The following is a 19,035-nucleotide window of genomic DNA, read 5'->3' as shown; positions in this document are numbered from 1 at the left end:
TTGACGATGGGGGCGCGTATCCCGCGTTCCCTGAGGGAGGACGCATGGCGGGTTCGCTGGGGCGGCTTTTCGCGGAACTGCGCCGGCGGCGCGTCTGGCGCGTGCTGATCGTCTACGGCATCGCGGGCTGGTTGGTGATCCAGGTCGCCGCCACCGTGCTGCCGAGCCTGCACCTGCCCGAGTGGGCGGTCACCCTGGTCGTCGCGCTGGTCGTGCTGGGGTTGCCGATCGCACTCGCAATGGCGTGGATGTTCGATGCCGGCCCGCGCGGGCTGGAACGCACGCCGCCGATGTCGGCCGATCCCGCGCCCGTCGTTGCACCGCTGCCGCCGACGCCCGCGCCGACGCTTTCACCGACATCGCCGCCGACCGACGAACCGCCGTCCGCGCCTGCGCCACGCGCCACGCCGAGCGCCGATGGCCGCCGCACGATCGCCGTGCTGCCCTTCGTGAACATGAGCGGCGATGCGGAGAACGAATACTTCAGCGACGGCATCGCCGAGGAAATCCTCAACCTGCTCACGCAACTGCCGCAGTTGAAAGTGGCCTCGCGCACGTCCGCGTTCGCCTACAAGGGCAAGGACTTCACGATCCCCGACGTCGCGCGCGAACTCGGCGTCAGCACCTTGCTCGAAGGCAGCGTGCGCAAGGCCGGCGAACGCGTGCGCATCACCGCGCAGTTGATCGACACCGGCAGCGACTCGCACCTGTGGTCGGAAACCTACGACCGCGAAATGAAGGACGTGTTCACCATCCAGGACGACATCGCGCACAGCATCGTCAAGGCGCTGCAGGTGACGCTGACGCCGCAGGAACGCCGCGCGCTGGTGTCGGTGGCGACGTCCGATCCGGAAGCCTACGACTACTATCTTCGCGGCCGCAGCTACATGTATTCGATGGCGCGCCGCGATTACGAACACGCGATCCGCATGTTCGAGCAGGCCATCGCGGTGGACTCGAAATACGCACTCGCCTACGCAGGCATGGCCGATGCGTACTCGCACCTGTATCGCTATGCGGAAGCCACGACGGAGAACGCCACGCGCGCCAATCGCGCGAGCGAGCAGGCGGTCGTGCTGGATCCCGAATCGGCCGAAGCGCACGCCTCGCGCGGCCTGGCGCTGCTGATCGGAGAGAAATACGACGCCGCCGAGCAGGAGTTCGAAACCGCGGTCGCGAAGAACCCGAACCTGTTCGACGCCTGGTATTACTACGGCCTGGCGTGTTCCTCGCGCGGCGACTACGAAAACGCGGCCCAGAAATACCAGCGCGCCTCCGAAGTGAATCCCGCCGACTTCCAGGTCCCGATGTTCCTCGCGCAGACCTTCGCCTCGCTGGGCCGCAAGCAGGACGAAATGCGCGTCCGCCTCGGCGCGCTCAGCACGCTGGAGCGCCACATCAAACTCAACCCGCACGACACGCGCGCGTTGTATTTCGCCGCCCAGGACCTGTATCGCGTCGGCGAGAAGGACCGCGCGATCGCGATGGCCGAGCAGGCCTTGAAACAGGCGCAGGACGAACCGGTCGTGCTGTACAACCTGGCGTGCTTCTACGTCGAGCAGGAAGACAACGAGCGCGCGATCGATCTGTTGGAGCGCGCGGTCAGTCTTGGCTGGGGCGATCGCGCGTGGATGGAACACGACAGCGACCTGGATCCGCTGCACGGCAATCCGCGGTTCCAGGCGTTGCTGTCGCGGATCGTTTGATCAGCGCGAATGCAGATAGGCGTGGAGTTCGCTGATTTCCGCATCGGTCAGCGCGACGAAGCGGCCGCGTGCGACTTCCGTCATCAAACCTGATGCGCTCTCGGTGCCCGCCGCGGTGATGCCGGTGCGCATCAGGCGCGTGAACTTTTCTGCGTCGTAGCCCTTCGCGACGATCAACGGCGGTGCGGCCGGTCGATCGCCGCCTTCGAAGTTCATCCCGTGGCATTCGCCGCACGCTGTACGCGCGATGTGTTCGCCGCGCACGGGCGTCGCGCGTTGCGCGAGGATCGTCGCGCTCTCCGGTGGATCGCCCGCGATGTCTTCGAGTTTGAACTTGCCCGTGAGCAGGCCGATACGCGCGAGCGGATACAGCGTCGTGCTCCCGAGGCCCGGATGGTCGACTTCAGGCACGCTGCGCACGTAGGCGACGAGGTCGGCGACTTCGCGATCGGTCAAACGCTGGAACGCCTTCACCGGCATGCCAACGGCGAGCGCGCCGTTCGCCTTCGCGCCCGTGCGGAACAAGCGCTGCCACGCCGCATCGTCGTACTTGGCGCGCGCCTGCGTGAGGTTCGGCGCGACGAGCTTGAACACGTGCGGCTCTTCGACGAAGTCCTCGCCGCGCAAGGTGTCGGTGTGGCAACCGCGGCACCCCATCACCTTGGCCAGGCGCGCGCCTTCCGCGACGTCGCCTTGTTGCAGCGGCGCGGTCGGCGTCCAAGGTGCCACGTCGAGCCGCCTGGCGGTCTCGATGTAGATGCCCGTCAACGTGATCGCGACAAGCGCCGCAAGCCCGATCAGCGTCCGACCCAAGAGCCGCAACACGCGCACGTCAGTTCCCCGCGCGGTCGTTGCGAACGACTGTCCCTTGCTTCATGACGAACACCGGGCGCTCTGTCGCGCGAATGTCCTGCAACACATCACCCGGCACGGCGACGATGTCGGCGAATTTTCCCGCCTCCAGCGTGCCCGTCTCCTTGTCGATGCCGAGCAGGCGCGCGGAACCCAGGCTGCTCGTCATCAGCGCCTGCGCAGGCGCCATTCCGAGTTCCACGTAATCGCCGAACTCCTGCGCGTTGATGCCATGCGGATAGACCACCGCATCGGTACCGTACGCGATCGGCACGCCGATGCGCAGCGCGTTCTTCATCATGCCGCCGTGCGAGGCCGCCGCTTCGCGCGCCTTCTTCGCGACCTGCGGCGGATAGGTGTTCGCCTGCTTCTCCACGAACTTCACCGTCATGCGCGTGGGCACGAGGTAGACGCCCTTCTCCTTCATGCGCTGCAGCGTTTCGGGCGTCAGGAAGCTGCCGTGCTCGATCGAATCCACGCCCGCGTCGACGGCCATGCGCGCCGCGCGGTCTCCGTGCGCGTGCGCCGCGACCTTGCGCCGCCACGCATGCGCTTCGTCGACGATGGCGTTCAATTCCTCGGGCGTGAGCTGCGGCACGTCGACCGGATCGGTTTCCGACAACACGCCACCCGACGCACAGATCTTGATGTTGTCGGCGCCGTACTTGAGTTGCTCGCGCACCGCGCGGCGGCAGGAATCGGCGCCGTTGCACACGCCGTCCTTCTCGCCGAACTCGCGCACCAGGCCCACCGGGAAGTTGGGCGCGTCGCAATGCCCGCCGGTCGAGCCGATCGCATGCACCGACACCAGCATGCGCGGGCCTTCGGCGAGGCCTTGTTCGATCGCGTTGCGCAGCGCGACGTCGATGTAATCGCCGGCGCCGACTTCACGGATCGTCGTGACGCCCGCCTGCAGCGTGATGTGTGCGTTGCGCTCGGCGTGGTAGGCCTGCTCGACGGGCAATCGCATCATCGAGTTGTAGAAACCGCGCGTCCACGATTCGTCGTAGTCGCTGGTCATGTGCGTGTGCGCGTCGATGTAGCCGGGTACCAGCGTCGCATCACCGAGATCGATGACCTGCGCGCCGGCGGGCGCGGGGGCATCGCCGATCGCTTCGATGGTCTTGCCGCGCACGAGGATGCGGCCGGGCGAGACGAGCTTCCCGCTGGCGCCGTCGAACAGGTGCGCGGCTTGCAGCACGATGGGTTTGGCGTCCGGCGCAGGCGTCTGCGCGTTGCCGGCGAATGCAGCGAATCCCGCGATTGCGGTCAGGCAAGCGATTCCGACGATCCGGCGCATCCGCGCTCTCCTCGTGTTGTTGCGATGCCGCTGGCGCGGCGGCTCAGGAACACACGGTCGCGTCGTCCCCTTCAACTACGCGGCCGCTGCCGATCAAGACCTGGAAAAGCGCTTCGCTCCACAGCTCGTAACTGCCACCCGTCATCGGGCAACTGGACGTCGCGCGCACCTTTCCGTCGACGAGCTCGGCTTCGATGTAGACCGTCTGCCCGGGCACGACGGTAAAGAACGTGTCGTGCAGGATCGGCTGGAAGACCGGGTAGGTCCGGTCGAACGTCGTGCCATCGGCCTGCTTCAGCACGATGTGCACATCGCGTTGGCAGGGGCGCTGCGGATTGCCGCACAACTCCGCTTCCAACTGCTGCGGGCTCATGGGCGGCGGCGGATCCCCCGCGAACGCAGGGCCGGCGACAACGATCAGACCGGACAACCACCATCGGCTCGCACGCATCGATGCCCCTCCCCGTCGTGGGGCCGATCATAGCCCCACTTCGCGGCGGCGTTACTGCTTCTTGACCGGGGTGAACATCAGGTCCTGGTAGTCGAAGCTGAAGTCGGCGATCGGCGAGACGGCCTTCATCGTCACGTGGTCGATCTTGCCTTCCGCGTCGAGGGCGTAGGTCACGTAGGCCGGTTCGATGTTCGGGTCGTCCCACACGGCGCGGAAGGTGTCGTGGTGCGCGTGTTCCAGGCGGCCGACCATGCCGGGCGTGCGCGTGAAGTCGATGCGCAGCCCGCCCTTTTCGTTCTTGATCTCGATCGGGCCGTACCACGGGTCGTTGTAACGGCCCGCGTAGTCGGCTGTCGCGAGCGAGGCCTTGCCCGGCGACGGGCCGCGCGCCTTCGCCGCTTCATCGAGCGCAGCGACGCCGCCCGCGATGCGGTTGTCGGCGAACTCATCGAACGCGGCCAGCCAATCGGTGTCCGGCGCGCCGAGGTAATGGTCGAGCAACTCCATCGCGACGCCACGCATCGCCTGGAAGTCTTCCGAATTGATCTGCACCGCGATGCCGATGTTCTTTTCCGGCACGAGCGCGACGTAGGTCTGCACGCCGAAGACCGCGCCGCCGTGGTCGATCACCTTCACGCCGCGATAGTCGCGCACGCTCCAGCCGAGCGCGTAGGCGGAGAAGTTCGGCGAGAACGGCGCCAGCTTGCCCGGGTACTTCGCGGTGGGCGTGAGGATCGCGGGCGTCCACATCTGCTTCGACTGTTCTTCGCTGAAGACCTTGACCTGCTTGCCGTCGGCGTTCTTCCACGTGCCGTGGCCGAGCTGCACCTGCATCCAGTGCGCCATGTCGTTCGCGCTCGACGACAGACCACCCGCCGGCGCGGCGTTGTCGCCGAGCGTCTTGCGTTCGTCGAGCACGCCCTGTTCGCCCAGGCCACGCACGCGTCCGCCGAGGCGCGCATGCGGCCACGCGCGATTCGGATTGGCGAAGCGCGCGGACTGCTCGGTCACCGAGCTCGTCATGCCCGCGGGCTTCAGCACGCGCTCGCGCACGAACACTTCCCACGTTTGCCCGCTGATCTCTTCGATCAACTGGCCGGCGACGGCGTACAACAGATTGTCGTACGCATAGCCGCTGCGGAAACTCGTCGCGGGCTTGATGTAACGCAGCGCGCGCACCGTGTCGGCGCGGCTGCGCGAGGAACTCGGAACGAACATCAGGTCGCCCGCGCCCAGGCCCAGGCCGCTGCGGTGCGTGAGCAGGTCGCGCACCGTCATCTCGTTCGTGACCCACGGGTCGTACATGCGGAACCACGGCATGTGGTCGATGATCTTGTCGTCCCACTTCAGCTTGCCGTCGTCGACGAGCACCGCGAGCGCCGCGGTGGTGATCGCCTTGCCGGTCGAACCGGTCGGGAAGATCGTGTCGGCATCCACGCGCTCGGGCGCACCGAGCTTGCGCACGCCGTAGCCCTTCGCGAGCACCGGCTTGCCGTCTTCGACGATCGCGATCGCCATGCCGGGCACGCCGTTTTCGCGCATCGCGGCTTCCACGCGCGCGTCGAGATCGGTGGGCACTGCGGCGAAGGCGGTGTCGGCGATGACCAGCAGCGTCGCCATGGCGAGCGCGGAACGAACGAGAGATCGAGCCATCGATCGGTTTCCTTTCACGAAAGGTTGGAAATTCAGGATTGCGGCGCGGCGATGGGTCGCGGCGCGCGATTCCGCAGGCGCCAAACGCCGACGGTCAAGAGAGGAAGCACGTAGACGACGAGGAACAGCCACGCCAGGCCGCGATAACCGCTTGCGATCAACTCGACCAGGCCGAAGCGCGCCGCGATGAAGATCGAGCCGACGAGCAGCACGGTGGCGATGGAGAAACGCGCGACGTTCGACAACTCGACGCCGCGCTGCGTGCGCCACGTCGCCGCGATGCGCTCGTTCGCCGCATGCACGCAGGCCGCGCCGCTTTCGAGCAGCGCGCTGAAGATCATCGCCTGGAACAGCACGTGGAAGACCGGCATGTTCAATTGGCGCAGCATGAAATCGGACGGCAAGGCTTCGGCGCCGATCGACGGGTACCACGCGATCATGCACACGAAGAACAACAGGCCCGGCAGCATCGCGAGCGGCCCTGCGATCACGCCCGCGACGACGGCATCGCGCTTGGTGAGGAAGTGGCGCGCGAGCGGCAGCACCATCACCGCGCCGACGATGTTGTAACCGGCGTAGGTCAACCCCCCCGAAAGCCAGCCATCGGTCGGCACGGGCGTGGCGAACTGCTGCATGGCCTGGTTGCCGAATTGCGTGAGCACGAACACGAACAGCAGCACGTACACGCCGTACAGCAGGAACGAGACGTACTTGAACAAGCGTTCGACCGAATGATTGCCGAACGCGGTGAACGCACCGATCGCCAGCATCAGCAGCAAGGTGCCGACCAGCGTCGGCCATCCGAACACCGCCTGCCCGATCGCACCCGCGGCCGCGCCGAACACGGCGAGAATCAAGACCATGAACACCAGGTACGCGAGCTCGAACACGATCGCGAACGGACCGAGCAAGTTGGCGAAGAAGCTTCGATAGTCGTAACTGCGCGTGGCGTGCGCGAGCGCGAAGGTCAGCGCGCACAACGCGCTCCACGCGAACATCGCCACGAGGATCGCCATCACGCCGCCCTGCGGGCCGCTCGGGATGAAGTACTCCGCGAGTTCGCGCCCCGTCGCATAACCGCCGCCGATGACGGCGGCCTTGAACGCCAGGCCCGGCAGGATCCAGCGTTGGAAGCGGCTGCTGCTTGCGGGCGCGCTCATGCCAGGCAGGATGCCACGAGGCGGTCGAACGCATCGCCGCCGCGGATCGGATCGGCGACGGGCAAGCCGATGCGCTCGCTTTCCGCCGCGATCACGCGTGCGGCCTCGTCGGCGTCGAGCTTGCCGGTGTTGAGGCTGATGCCCGCGCAGCGAATGCGCGGCGACGTGCGCGCACCAAGACGCAACGCGAGTTCGATCGTTTCGCGCAACCCCGGCACCGGATAATCCGGATGGCCGAGCACGCGATCGCGTCCGGGTTCGTGGCACACGACGATCACGTCGGGCTGGCTGCCATGCAGCAACGCGAGCGACACGCCCGCATACGCCGGATGGTGCAGCGACCCCTGGCCTTCTATCACGTCCCAATGCGACGGCGCCGCATCGGGCGTGAGGAGCTCGGCGGCCCCGGCGGCGAAGTCGGCCACGACTGCGTCCATCGGGATCCCGCCGCCGGCAATCAATATGCCGGTCTGTCCCGTCGCGCGGAACGTCGCATCGACGCCCCGGGACTGGAACGCACGCGCGAGCGAGAGCGCGGTGTATTTCTTGCCGAGTGCGCAGTCGGTGCCGATGGTGAGCAATCGACGACCAGTGCGCGCTTTACCCGTCGCGACCGGAATGCGCTCGGGTGGAATGCGGATGTCGATCAGCCGCCGACCGAGTCGTTCGGCGGTTTCGCGCAGTCGCGGGAAATCACGAAGGCGCGCATGCATGCCGCCGATCAGGTCGAGCCCGGCTTCCATCGCTTCCACGAGTGCGTCGAGCCAAGCAGGCGGAATGAATCCGCCTGCGTTGGCAACGCCGATCACCATCGCTTTCGCGCCTGCGCTGGCGGCCTGCGCGGGTGTCAGGAAAGGCAGGCCCGTCGTGACCGTTGCGCCAGGCACCGAGAACTCGCCGATGCAGCGTTCGGGCGCCCAATCGCGCAACCCGAACGCCGTCTTCGCATAGCCCGGCTCGGTGGTATCGCCAAGGAACAACAAGTAAGGCTGAGGCAACGCAATGGTGTTCATCGCGGCGGTATTCACCAGGTTCGTCGAGGTCGGATGGATCAGAAGCGGTAGTCGACCTCGAGCCCGAAGGTGCGCGGCATGATCGGCGTCGCCGCGGTGTGGTGCGTCACGCCGGTGACCTGGTTGGTGATGTCGGACATCGTCGAATAGGCGCGTTCGTCGAACGCGTTCTTCATGTAGCCGCGGACCGACCAGTGCGCGTTGGAGACCGACAGGTACAGGTCGAGCGCCTGGTAGCTGTCGATGTTCAGGCCGGGCGTGAACTCTTCGAAGACCACCGTGCCGCCGACCGCGACGGCCTGGCGCTGCGTCGTCGCCGTGATGCGGTCGTCGACGAAGCGATAGCCGCCACCGACGTTCAGGCCCCAATCGCCCGTGAGCGGCAGGTAGTAATCGGCGGTGGCCGACCACGTCAGGTCCGGCACGTAGGGCATGCGATCGCCCTTCAGGCCGGTGTTGATCAGCACGTCGGCGCCGGGACCCGCGCCATCGGGCACGACGATCGTCGGGAAGTCTTCGTCGATGTTCGAATCGTTGAACGCCGCGTTGAGGCCGAGCGTCAAACCGTCGATCGGACGGAAGTTCGCCGCGATTTCGAGGCCCTGGCTCGTGGCTTCGCCGCCATTGACCAGGCCGCTGACACCGTTGACGAGCGAGGCGACCTGGATGTCTTCCCAATGGATCTGGTAGCCGACGACGTCGAGCAGCACGCGGCTGTCGGCGAACGCGGACTTCATGCCGATTTCGTAGCTGGTGAGCGTGGAGGAATCGACCTGGCGCGGAAGACCGACGGCGACGATGTTCGGGCCGCCGGGCTGGTAGCCGGTCGACACCTTGCCGTACACCATCACGTCCTTGGTCACCTGGAACTGCGGCGTCACGCTCCACGTCACGACGTCTTCTTCGGACGTGTTGAACTCCGTGCCGATCGGCGCGAGCAGGCCGGCGACGACATCCTGCGTGAACTCCTGCTTGTTCTGCGCCCAGCGCAAGCCGGCGCCGAGCTTGAACCAATCGTTGAACTTGTAGGCCGCGTTGCCGAACACCGCCGTTTCTTCGTACGTGCTCGGCAGGTACAGATCGCCCAGCGAACCCACGATCGAGTTGAACGGTTCGGGCAGCGGGCTGCCGTCGAACTGCGTGAGCGGCACGAACTGGTGGTTGTCGCCGCGCTCGTCGTCGTAGAACGCGCCGAGCAGCCATTCGAACGGCGCGTCGGCCTTCGAGCTCAGGCGCACTTCCTGCGTGAACTGCTTCAGGCGCAGGTCGTTGGTGAGGTACGCGCTGCCGCCGGGCAGGCCGAACAGCGTGGTGTAGTCGCCGTAGGTGTAGGTCTGGTCGGTCGTGATCGAGGTGAAGACGTCGGAGTAGCTCGTCGCCGAAACCAGGTTGGCCCAACCCAGGTCGTAGTCGACGGTGAGCGCGTAGTTCTCGATGTCCTTCTTGAACGCTTCGTCGACGACGACGAAGTTGGCCAGGCCGTAGATGTCGTCGTGCGTGGTCGGGTCGAGCGCGATCGTCGAATTGTTCGGGCTGTCGATCTTCTGCTTCATCAGGGCGAACTGCACGCTCGCCTTGTCGTTCTTGAACAGGATCGACGCACGGCCGCTGAACTGCGACGCATCGTTGATGTCTTCGCGGCCGTTGACGAGGTTGTCGACGTAGCCGTTGGGCTCGTTGCTCGCGAAGCTCGCGCGCAGCGCGACTTCATCCTGCGCAAGCACGAGGTTGCCGCCGGCGCGGTAGTTGAACGAGTTGCCACCGGCGCCCTGCGTATCGGCGATGCCCATGCCGACGCGGAATTCGTTCTGCGTGGTGTCGGGCTTCTTCATCACGTACTTGATCAGGCCGCCCATCGCGCCGGCGCCGTACAGCGTGCCCTGCGGGCCGCGCAGCACTTCGATGCTGTCGATGTCGTAGGGCAGCAGGTCGAGCGTGAACAGCGTGGCCTGCTGGTAAAGGCTGTTGGAACCCAGCGGCGCTTCATCGACATACGTGCCGACGGTCGATCCCGGCGAAAGCGCCGCGATGCCGCGCATCGACACCTGCGTCTGGCCCGGCGAACCCGAATCCTGGATCTGCAGGCCCGGCACGTAGTTCGCGTAGTCGGACATCTGCGTGGCGTTGATGTTTTCCAGCTGCTCCGCGCTCAGCTTGGTCACCGCGGTGGCGACTTCGCGGATGTTCTCCGTGCGCTTGTTCGCGGTGACGGTGACGACGTCGAGTTCCTGCGCGGTCGCTGCCTGCTGCGGGTCCGCCGGCGCGGCCTGCTGCGCCAGGGCCGGGCCTGCGAGGCCGAGCGCGAGGGTGATCGTGATCGCCGACGTCAGCGAATGACGGCGCATCGCCGTGTTGCGGTGTTTCTGTTGCATGCCTTTCTCCCCAGAAGGTTTGCTGTGGCCTTATCAGGATGTAAGCATCCTGATTGGAAAACTGTCAATCGGTATAGGACGGAATCCGGGACCGCTCGTCGGAGGCCTGCCCATTCATGGTTTCTGCGCGCGTAACGGCCGGGTCGAGCAGTCGCAACAAGGTCCCCGCGAGTGCCGCGACGCCGGCCATCACGGCGAAGAACGCCGCGTGCCCCATCGCGCTCCACAAGGTGCCGAGCGCGCCGGCCAGAAGATTTCCGCCGAACGAGGCGAAGTACCAGGCCGCGATCGACGTCGCCGCGTAACCCGCCGGCGCGAGGCGCGCGAACAGGCTCAACCCGATCGGAAGAATGAAAAGCTCGCCCGCGGTGAACAGCACGAAGAACGCGGCGAGCCACACCCAATGCGCGTGCCCTTGCGCGCTCGCATCGACCAACGCGAGCAGCAGGAACGCGAGCGACACACCGAACGCACCCAGCGCCATCTTTTTCGCCGGTGCGGGTTCGCGGCCGCGGCTGGCCTGCTTCGTCCACATCGCGACGAGCACCGGCGTCATGAAGATCACGAGGAACGGATTGAGCGACTGGAACCACGTCATCGGAATGACGAAGTCGCCCGCGTTGCGATCGAGCCCGACATCCGCCCACAACGCGATCGTGTTGCCCGTTTGTTCGTAAGCGCCGCGGAACACCATCACGCAGACGGCGACGGCGGCCAGGGTGAGGATGCGTTGCTTCATCGCCGCGAACGGCATGCGTTGCGCGGGCGCGAGATCTTTGACCTTGGGTCGTTCCGGCGGCAACCACCGTCCGCCCAGCGTGTAGATCGCAAGGCCGGCCAACATGCCGACGCCCGCCGCGCCGAAGCCGTAATGCCATCCGTACAACTCGCCCAGCGTGCCGCACACGAGCGGTGCGAGCAATCCGCCGACATTGATGCCGACGTAATAGAAGTTGTAAGCCGAGCCGCGGCGCGGATCGTCCTTCGCGTACAGATCGTCGATCTGGCTCGGCAGGCTCGGCAGGAACAGGCCGTTGCCGATCGCGATCGCCGCGAGCGCGAAGTACAGCATCGACTCCGACGCCATCAGGAAATGGCCGAAGGACATGATGACCGCGCCGATGATCACCGAGCGTTTCCGCCCGAGCCAACGGTCCGACACGATGCCGCCGAGGATCGGCGTGAAGTAGAACGTCGCGATGTAAACGCCGTACACCATCGACGCGTGCTGTTGCGAGAACAGCAACTGCTTCGTCATGTAGTAGACGAGCAGCGTGCGCATTCCGTAGTAGGAGAAGATCTCCCACATCTGGGTGAAGAACAGGATCGCCAGGCCCGGCGGCTGACGCAGCCAGCCAGGTTTGGCGATGGACTGCGTCACTGCGTTCACAACACGGCGTCCGGCGAACCCCACACCGATGCGGGGCAATCGACGAGCCCGTCGTAATACACCACGCCCGGCGTGCGATCGCGCTGGAGGAAGATCGGGCCGTCGAGGTCGACGATGTCGCAGAACTGGCCGAGCAGGAACGCCGGCGCCATCGCCAGGCTCGTGCCGACCATGTTGCCGACCATCACCTTCTTGCCCAGCTCGCGTGCGCGCGTGGCCATCAACAGGCCTTCGGTGAGGCCGCCGCACTTGTCGAGCTTGATGTTGACGACGTCGAACCAGTGCGCGCGCTCTTCGAGTTCGATCAGCGACAGGATGCTTTCGTCGGCTGCGATCGGCACGGTGCGGTCGACGCCATCGAGCTCGCGTTCGTGGCCGCGGCGGCACGGCTGTTCGAGCAGGGAGACCTTCGCATCGACGAGCGCGGGCAGCAGGCGCTGCAGCGTGCCGGGGATGTAGCCCTGGTTCGCATCGACGCCGATCCACGCATCGGGACGCACGGCGCGCACGGCGTTCAATCGCGCGATGTCGAGTTCGACGTCGCCGGTGAGCTTGAGCTTGATCGCGCGAGCGTGCGTGTAGGCCAGGGCTTTCTCGGCCATCACGTCCGGATCGTCGGCGCCGACGGTGAACGTCGTCGTCAGCGGCTTGGGCTTTTCCATGCCCGCGAGTTGCCACGCGGGGATGCCGGCGATGCGCGCTTCGAGTTCCCACAACGCGCAGTCCAGTGCATTGCGTGCGCCGCCGGGCGGCAGGAGGTCGCGCAGTTCGTCGCGTGTGATGCCGGCCTGGATGCGGTCGCGCATCGAATCGAGCGTGCGCAGCATGTCGCTCGGTTCGTCGCGCAGGTAGTACACGCCGGAGGCTTCGCCGCGGCCGATGATCTGGCCCTGGCGCAGGTTGACGACGGTCACCGGCGAGGCTTCGAACACGTGGCCGGAGATGCGGAAGGGTTCGGACAGGCGCAGCAGTTCATTCCGCAGCACGAGCTCGACGCGGTCGGTCTGGATCACAGGAATTCCCGAAAAAAGGCGCGGCGGCTTTTGGCCGCCGCGCGGGGGTCCGTCAATAGTCGGCCGAGAAGCCGATGACGTGAGTAGCGAAGCCGATGAACAGCAGCGAGAGGAAAGCGGCGGCGATCACGATCGCCCACACCTTCGCCCACTTGCGGCGGTTGCTGGTCAGCACTTTCCAGGCGTTCCACACCGCGACGATCGCGCCGAGCGGCAACAGGATCGAGACCAGCGAACGAATCGCGATGATCATGCCGTCCTGCGCGGGCGTCATGAGGTCGAAGTTCGACAACATCGACACCACGAAGGCCAGCATCCCGCCGAAGGCGACGAGCACGGCGAGCGAGGCGATGCGGATCCAGCGATGCGCGCGCGCATCCTGGCCCGCCAGCGCGTACTTCGTGCCGTAGTGGCGGCGCACCATCGCCGACACCGGCCAGGCGAGCACGGTCAGCAGGAGCACGATCAGGCTGCCGAACAACATCGGCAGGAAGACCGCCGGCGTCTGCCAGAACGCGGCGCGCTGGAACACCATGATCGAGGCGATCGGTTCGGCGCTGAAGCGCGTGACCTTGCCGTCGACGACGTCGGCCGCGAGGCGGTCGCCGCTGTTGGTGTCCTTCCACACGAACGGGCTGACTTCGCGCCACTTCTTCGGCGCGCCGCTGTAGGCGGCGAGCATCGGCACGCTGATGGTGCCGTCTTCGTTGGCGATGACCTTGGTCTGGCCCAGCACGTAGACCAGGTTCATGAAGTTCGAATCGGCGCGGCGGCTGCTGTTGTACGTGCCGGCGATCATCTGCGCGTGCTGCTTCGCGGTGGCTTCGTCGACACCGGCGGCTTCGGCGGCCGGGGCCTTCGGCGGCAGGTAGCGATTGACGAACGCGGTGACCAGGCCATCGCGGATCAGGCGCGCACTGCCTTCCTTGCCCGAGCTATTGGTCGACACGTAGATGCCGACGTTGTCGTCCGGGAACAGCTGCAGGTCGCTATGGAACCACTGCGTATCGCCGCCGTGCGCGATCGCGCGATGGCCGTTGGCGGTGGTTTCGTAGAAGCCGAGCATCATCTTGTTGAGCGGACCGACCGAGGTCTGCCCGGTCTCGTGCATTTCGTGCGCGGTTTCTTCGCGCAGGATGCGCTGGCCGTCGAACGCGCCGTTCTGCAGGTGCGCGATCATGAAGTTGCCCATGTCCGCGCCGCTCGCCGTCAGGCTGCCGGCCGGTGCGAGGTTGATGTACTCGTAGGGCTTCTCCTTGCCGTCGGACGCGGACTCGTAGCCCTTCGACGTCATCGCGAGCAGGTCCTTCTGGACCGGCTGGCTGAACGAGGAATGCTTCATGCCCAGCGGCGAGAAGATGTGCTGCGCGATGTACTGGTCGAACGGCTGGCCCGACACGCGCTGCACGATGTAGCCGGCGAGCGCGGTGGCGTAGTTGGAATACGCCGGCGTGGTGCCCGGCGCGTAGATGCGCTCGGGGATCCAATGCTTGAGCGTCGCGTCGAGCGGCAGGATCTCGCTCTCGTTGTTCGCGATCAGGCCGCGGATCACCTCTTCCATGCCGGTGGTGTGCGTCATGATGTTGCGCAACGTGACCGGCTTGCCTTCGTACGGCGGAATCTTGAAGTCGATGTACTGGTTGACGTCGGCGTCGAGGTCCAGCTTGCCCTGCTCGACCAGCTGCATCACCGCCGTCCAGGTGAACAGCTTGGAGATCGAACCCGGGCGGAACAGCGTCTTGTCCGGGTCGACCGGCGTGCGCTTGGCCAGGTCCGAGAACCCGTAGCCCTTCTTCAGCAACACCTTGCCGTCCTTCACCACGACCACGACCGAACCGGCGACGTCGGTCTGCTCGAGCGCATACGGCATGAAGCCGTCGAGCCAGGCTTCGACATCGGTGGCGGTCATGCGGTCGGTCGGACCCGGCATCGCATCGGACGGCGGGGGCGCGGCGGACGTCGCGGGCGCTTGCTCGATGGGCGGCGCCGTCACCGGCGGTTGCTGTGCGGCCGCGGTGAACGCGACGCCGAGCGCCAGCAAAGCGGTGAACAACGGACGTTGGATCAATCGCATCTTCCTCTCCCCAGGGTGATCTCGAAGGCCGCCGCGCCCCACGCGTTTTGGCCGCTGGTGAGAATAACCGTCCTGATCGGAGAATTGTCAACCTACTTTGGTCATTCCGGCCTAGAATCCTCTCCAGTAACGTAGTCAGGGCGCCCCTGGGTGGGGCGGCACAAGGCCCAAGAGGCATGGAACCGGCATGACAAGGCAACACCCGACGATCGGCGCCCTCCTTCGCGGACTGCGCACGCGCAACGACTGGACCCTGAAGGAAATGAGCCAGCGTTGCGGGATTCCGCTCTCCACGCTGTCGAAGGTCGAACACGACCGCCTCAGTCTCACTTACGACAAGTTGCTGCAGATCAGCCAGCGCTTGAACCTGCGCATGTCGGAATTGTTCGCCGAAGAAGACGCGACGCCGGAACCGGCGATCACCGCGCGCCGCAGCATCGGCCGCATCGACGACGCCGTGCGCGTCACCACGCCGAACTACGACTATTTCTATTTGTGCCCGGAATTGCGCCGTAAACGCATGATTCCGGTGCTCACGCGCGTGCGTGCGAAGAGCATCGCCGAGTTCGGCGAACTCGTGCGCCACCCCGGCGAGGAATACATCCACGTCATCGAAGGCCGCGCCGAAGTGCACACCGAGTTCTACGACCCGATCGTGCTCGAAGCGGGCGAATCGGTGTACATCGATTCGAACATGGGCCACGCGTACATCGCCGCCGAAGGCTGCGAGGAAGTGCTGCTGCTGGGTGTGTGTTCGAGCGCGGACGAGCAGATGATGGAATCGATGATGCACATGCACGACGAGATGTCGGGGAAGCTCGTCGCGGTGAAGTGAGGCGTCAGTCGCGCACGGGGTCGACCGCCAGCGACTGAAGGGTGCCCACTGCCAGCGCTTCGATCCGGAGCGTGTTGCGTCCTTCGGACAGCGCGACATCGCCTGCTTGGACGATGGCGCCATTCACCCGGGCACGGAATGTCCCGTCGCCGACGATCTGCAGCCGATAAGGGCCCGCGCGCTCGACTTCGACGGTGTATTGGATCCATTCGCCCACCTGCATCGCGACGCCATCGCCGGTCAGCTCCATCCCGTCGTTGCGATACGCGGCCGACGGATTCCAGTCGGTGTTGGGCTTGCCGCTTTCGTTCGCGGCGGTGGTATCGAAATACGCGATGCCGTTGCGGCCCATGTCGAAATCGAGCGCGTCGATGTCCGTGCCTGCGGAGGCGACGCGATGCGGTTTGAACGGCATCCCGGATTCGCGCGTGGGCGCAAGCAGCCAGGCATCGACGACGTCGGGGTGCTGGACGTTGTTCTCGAAACGAATGTCGTGCGTGGCCAGGCGCATCAACGCGTCCTCGGCCTGCGCGGCGGAAGGCTTGGGGCCCTCGCCTTTCCAGTACGCCAGCACGCGCGCATACCCTGGATTCGGCACGATTTGCAGCGGATTGTTGTAGCGGATCTTCTTCAACGGCCACGCCGCCCAACCGATCCCTTCGGCCTCCACCGTCTGCACCGTGCGTGCGAACCAGTCGTTGGAGTTCTCGCCCGTCTCGCCGAGCCACAACGGGAGCTTCCATTTCGCACGCAAGGCGAGTTGATCGGCGATCGTCTCGCGCGTCGTGCCGTTCCAGTATTTGTGGAAGCTCAGGACGAGGTTGTCGTCCCACAGGCCCGCATCGAGCACGCCGCGATAATTGTTGCCCCAGCAGTTGCCTTCGATGACGATCATGTGGCGCTTGTCGATTTCGCGGATCGCGCGCGTCGTGCGTTCGAGCAAGGCCCGCAGCGGCGCGTTGCCGGTTTCGTTGCAACCATGTTTGTCGTTGCGGTCGGCAAAGCCCCAGTTCGGCTCGTTGATGATGTCGTAGGCCGCGATCGCCGGCTCGTCCTTGTAACGCTCGGCAAGCTTCTGCCAGAGCGCGACCATCTTGTCCTGGTTCGCCTGGGCGTCCCACAGCGAAGGCTTCGACGGATCGCGATCGGCGATGTTGTTGTCGTTGCCTTGTCCGCCGGGCGCGGCGTGCAGGTCGAGCACGAGGTACATGCCGTTGGCTTTCACCCACGACAACAGCGCATCGGTGCGTTGGAAGCCTTCTTCGCGCCAGGTCTGTTTCCCGGCGATCGGTTCGCCTTCGATCGGCGCGGTGAACAACGCGTAATGCATCGGCAGGCGCACGGAGTTGAAACCCCACGCGGCCATCGCGTCGATGTCCGCCTTGGTGACGTAGTTGTCGCGCCAGGCCTGCTGGAACGCGCGCATCTTTTCGTCGCCGATCAGATCGGTGATGCGCGCTTCAATCGAGTGTTGGGTGCCCTCGCCGGGCACTTCGAGCATGTAGCCTTCCTGCAGCATCCAGCCACCGAGGCCAACGCCGCGCAACAACACCGGCTGCCCGGTTTCGCCGACGATCTGGCCGTCTTTCGCGCGCAGGAAGCCCTGCGATTGCGCATGCGCCAACGGCGCGCACGCGACGAGGACGCACGCGGCCAACGCGCGCACGGCCCTCGCGCGCATCACGCAGCGCCCGCGGGCGCGGGTTCGCGCGGGCCGGGGCAATACTGGTCGATGTAGGCCTGGTGCGACGGCAAGCCGTTGACCTGCGAGTCGACGGTGCGCTTGATCTCGTCGAGGAAGCGCACGAGATCCTCGCGACTCATCACGTCGGCCGTCGGATGGTGGCGCTTGGGCATCACGCCCTGGCCCATCATCACCTGGATCCAGGAGTTCTCGGCGAACAACTCGTCGGGCACGCGATACACGCTGCCGGTTTCGCGGAACAACTCGATGCGATGGCGCAGCGACGGCGGGATGTCCATCTGCGCGATCGCGCGCCAGTACGGCGTGTCGCGTCGCTCCGTCAAGGTGTAATGCAGCACGACGAAATCGCGCACGTGCTCCAACTCGGAAGCGAGCTGCGCGTTGTACTGATCGACTTCGGGCTCACTGATCACCTGCGGGAACATGCGCAACAGATGCACAATGCCGCGCTGGATGAGGTGAATTGTGGTCGATTCCAGCGGCTCGATGAAACTGCCGGCCAGACCGAGCGCGACGCAGTTCTTGTACCAGGACTTCAGGCGCTGGCCGGGGCGGAAGCGCACGGGCCACGGTTCCTTGATCATTTCGCCTTCGAGGCTCGACAGGAATTCCTGCCGCGCTTCGTCGTCGCTGATGTAGCGGCTCGAGTACACGATGCCGTTGCCGACGCGATGCTGCAGCGGAATGCGCCATTGCCAACCCGCGGTGCCGGCGATCGCGCGCGTGTACGGCACGGCGTCGCGCACGGCGGTGGTTTGCGTCGCCAGCGCGCTGTCGTTGAACAGCCAGTGCGACCAATCTTCGAAACCCACGTTGAGCGTCTTGCCGATCAGCAACGCACGGAAGCCCGTGCAATCGATGAACAGGTCGCCTTCGATCAGCGAGCCATCGGCCAGTTTCAGCGCTGTGATGTAGCCCGATTCGAGGTCGGTCTCGACCTCGACGATCTTGCCTTCGACGCGCTTGGCTCCGGCGTTCTGGCTCAGCGTCCGCAGGAAGCGGGCATAGAGACTCGCATCCATGTGGTACGCGTAGTTGATGCCGCCACGCGGCAGATGCGCGAACTTGTCCTGCAACGCGGCCTTGAGCTCGAAGCAGTAATCCTCGTATCCGCCTGCGATGCCGAGCTCGCGTCCGCGCTGCCAGAAATGCTGGAAGCCCGCGGACCAATGATCCTTGCCGCTCATGCCAAAGGAATGGATGTAGCGATGCCCCTTCTGCAGCCAGTTTTCGAACGAGATGCCGAGCTTGATCGTGCCCTTCACCGCCGACATGTATTCCTGCTCCTTGATGTCGAGCAGGCGATGGAAGGTGACCAGCGTGGGGATCGTCGCTTCACCAACGCCGACGGTGCCGATCTCTTCGGATTCGACCAACGTGATGTCGAGCACCTTGCCCAGCGTGCGCGATAACGCGGCCGCCGCCATCCACCCCGCGGTGCCGCCACCGGCGATCACGACGCGGCGAATGGGCTTGTTGCGGATGTCGGCGGCGGAGTCGTTCACGGCATC

Annotated in this window: 14 protein-coding genes; 2 read left to right on the top strand and 12 right to left on the bottom strand. The window is 65.6% G+C overall.

The window, feature by feature from the left end; genetic code table 11:
- Nucleotides 1-44: 44 nt before the first annotated feature.
- Nucleotides 45-1,706 carry a TPR end-of-group domain-containing protein gene (locus GN331_RS04225; RefSeq protein WP_156640581.1) on the top strand — a complete coding sequence of 554 codons (1,662 nt, stop codon included), beginning with the start codon at nt 45-47 and terminating at the stop codon, nt 1,704-1,706.
- Here the strand turns inward: GN331_RS04225 and GN331_RS04220 are convergent, their stop codons facing one another.
- The 10 genes from GN331_RS04220 to GN331_RS04175 form a co-directional block, all read right to left on the bottom strand.
- Nucleotides 1,707-2,531: a c-type cytochrome gene (locus GN331_RS04220; protein ID WP_156640579.1), complete on the bottom strand. Its 825-nt coding sequence runs from the start codon at nt 2,529-2,531 to the stop codon at nt 1,707-1,709. It lies immediately after the preceding gene.
- A gap of 7 nt (nt 2,532-2,538) precedes the next feature.
- On the bottom strand, nt 2,539-3,858 hold the full coding sequence (locus GN331_RS04215) for a metal-dependent hydrolase family protein (protein WP_156640577.1): 1,320 nt from the start codon (nt 3,856-3,858) through the stop codon (nt 2,539-2,541).
- Between the two features lie 43 nt (nt 3,859-3,901).
- Complete coding sequence (locus tag GN331_RS04210; RefSeq protein ID WP_156640575.1) at nt 3,902-4,309, bottom strand: hypothetical protein; 408 nt, start codon at nt 4,307-4,309, stop codon at nt 3,902-3,904.
- A 51-nt stretch (nt 4,310-4,360) separates the two neighbouring features.
- On the bottom strand, nt 4,361-5,962 hold the full coding sequence (locus GN331_RS04205; RefSeq protein WP_156640573.1) for a serine hydrolase: 1,602 nt from the start codon (nt 5,960-5,962) through the stop codon (nt 4,361-4,363).
- Nucleotides 5,963-5,994: 32 nt separating this feature from the next.
- Nucleotides 5,995-7,122 (bottom strand): YkvI family membrane protein, encoded by a 1,128-nt coding sequence (locus tag GN331_RS04200; protein WP_156640571.1) that lies wholly within the window; start codon nt 7,120-7,122, stop codon nt 5,995-5,997.
- Nucleotides 7,119-8,135: an N-acetyltransferase DgcN family protein gene (locus GN331_RS04195; RefSeq protein WP_156640570.1), complete on the bottom strand. Its 1,017-nt coding sequence runs from the start codon at nt 8,133-8,135 to the stop codon at nt 7,119-7,121. Before GN331_RS04195 ends, GN331_RS04200 begins: the two co-directional genes overlap by 4 nt.
- Nucleotides 8,136-8,173: 38 nt before the next feature.
- On the bottom strand, nt 8,174-10,507 hold the full coding sequence (locus tag GN331_RS04190; protein ID WP_156640568.1) for a TonB-dependent receptor: 2,334 nt from the start codon (nt 10,505-10,507) through the stop codon (nt 8,174-8,176).
- Nucleotides 10,508-10,571: 64 nt separating this feature from the next.
- Nucleotides 10,572-11,897 (bottom strand): peptide MFS transporter, encoded by a 1,326-nt coding sequence (locus GN331_RS04185; protein ID WP_331713363.1) that lies wholly within the window; start codon nt 11,895-11,897, stop codon nt 10,572-10,574.
- A complete protein-coding gene (locus GN331_RS04180) occupies nt 11,894-12,910 on the bottom strand; it encodes a dipeptide epimerase (RefSeq protein ID WP_331713362.1) in 1,017 nt (338 codons plus the stop codon). The genes GN331_RS04185 and GN331_RS04180 overlap by 4 nt, the downstream gene beginning before the upstream one ends.
- 52 nt (nt 12,911-12,962) lie before the next feature.
- On the bottom strand, nt 12,963-14,984 hold the full coding sequence (locus tag GN331_RS04175; RefSeq protein WP_156640566.1) for a serine hydrolase: 2,022 nt from the start codon (nt 14,982-14,984) through the stop codon (nt 12,963-12,965).
- Nucleotides 14,985-15,171: 187 nt separating this feature from the next.
- On the opposite strand from GN331_RS04175, the gene GN331_RS04170 reads away from it, so the two are divergent.
- Nucleotides 15,172-15,819 (top strand): helix-turn-helix domain-containing protein, encoded by a 648-nt coding sequence (locus GN331_RS04170; protein ID WP_156640565.1) that lies wholly within the window; start codon nt 15,172-15,174, stop codon nt 15,817-15,819.
- Nucleotides 15,820-15,823: 4 nt separating this feature from the next.
- On the opposite strand, the gene GN331_RS04165 is transcribed toward GN331_RS04170, so the two are convergent.
- Together GN331_RS04165 and GN331_RS04160 are read right to left on the bottom strand one after the other, a co-directional pair.
- Nucleotides 15,824-17,500, bottom strand: coding sequence for a cellulase family glycosylhydrolase (locus GN331_RS04165; protein WP_156640563.1), 1,677 nt, complete (start codon nt 17,498-17,500; stop codon nt 15,824-15,826).
- Nucleotides 17,500-19,029, bottom strand: coding sequence for a tryptophan halogenase family protein (locus GN331_RS04160; RefSeq protein ID WP_331713361.1), 1,530 nt, complete (start codon nt 19,027-19,029; stop codon nt 17,500-17,502). The genes GN331_RS04165 and GN331_RS04160 overlap by 1 nt, the downstream gene beginning before the upstream one ends.
- Nucleotides 19,030-19,035 lie beyond the last annotated feature (6 nt).

It is taken from the genome of Noviluteimonas gilva, from assembly GCF_009740395.1.
GTDB classification, from domain to species: domain Bacteria; phylum Pseudomonadota; class Gammaproteobacteria; order Xanthomonadales; family Xanthomonadaceae; genus Noviluteimonas; species Noviluteimonas gilva.
This window is presented reverse-complemented; position numbering and strand designations above follow the sequence as displayed.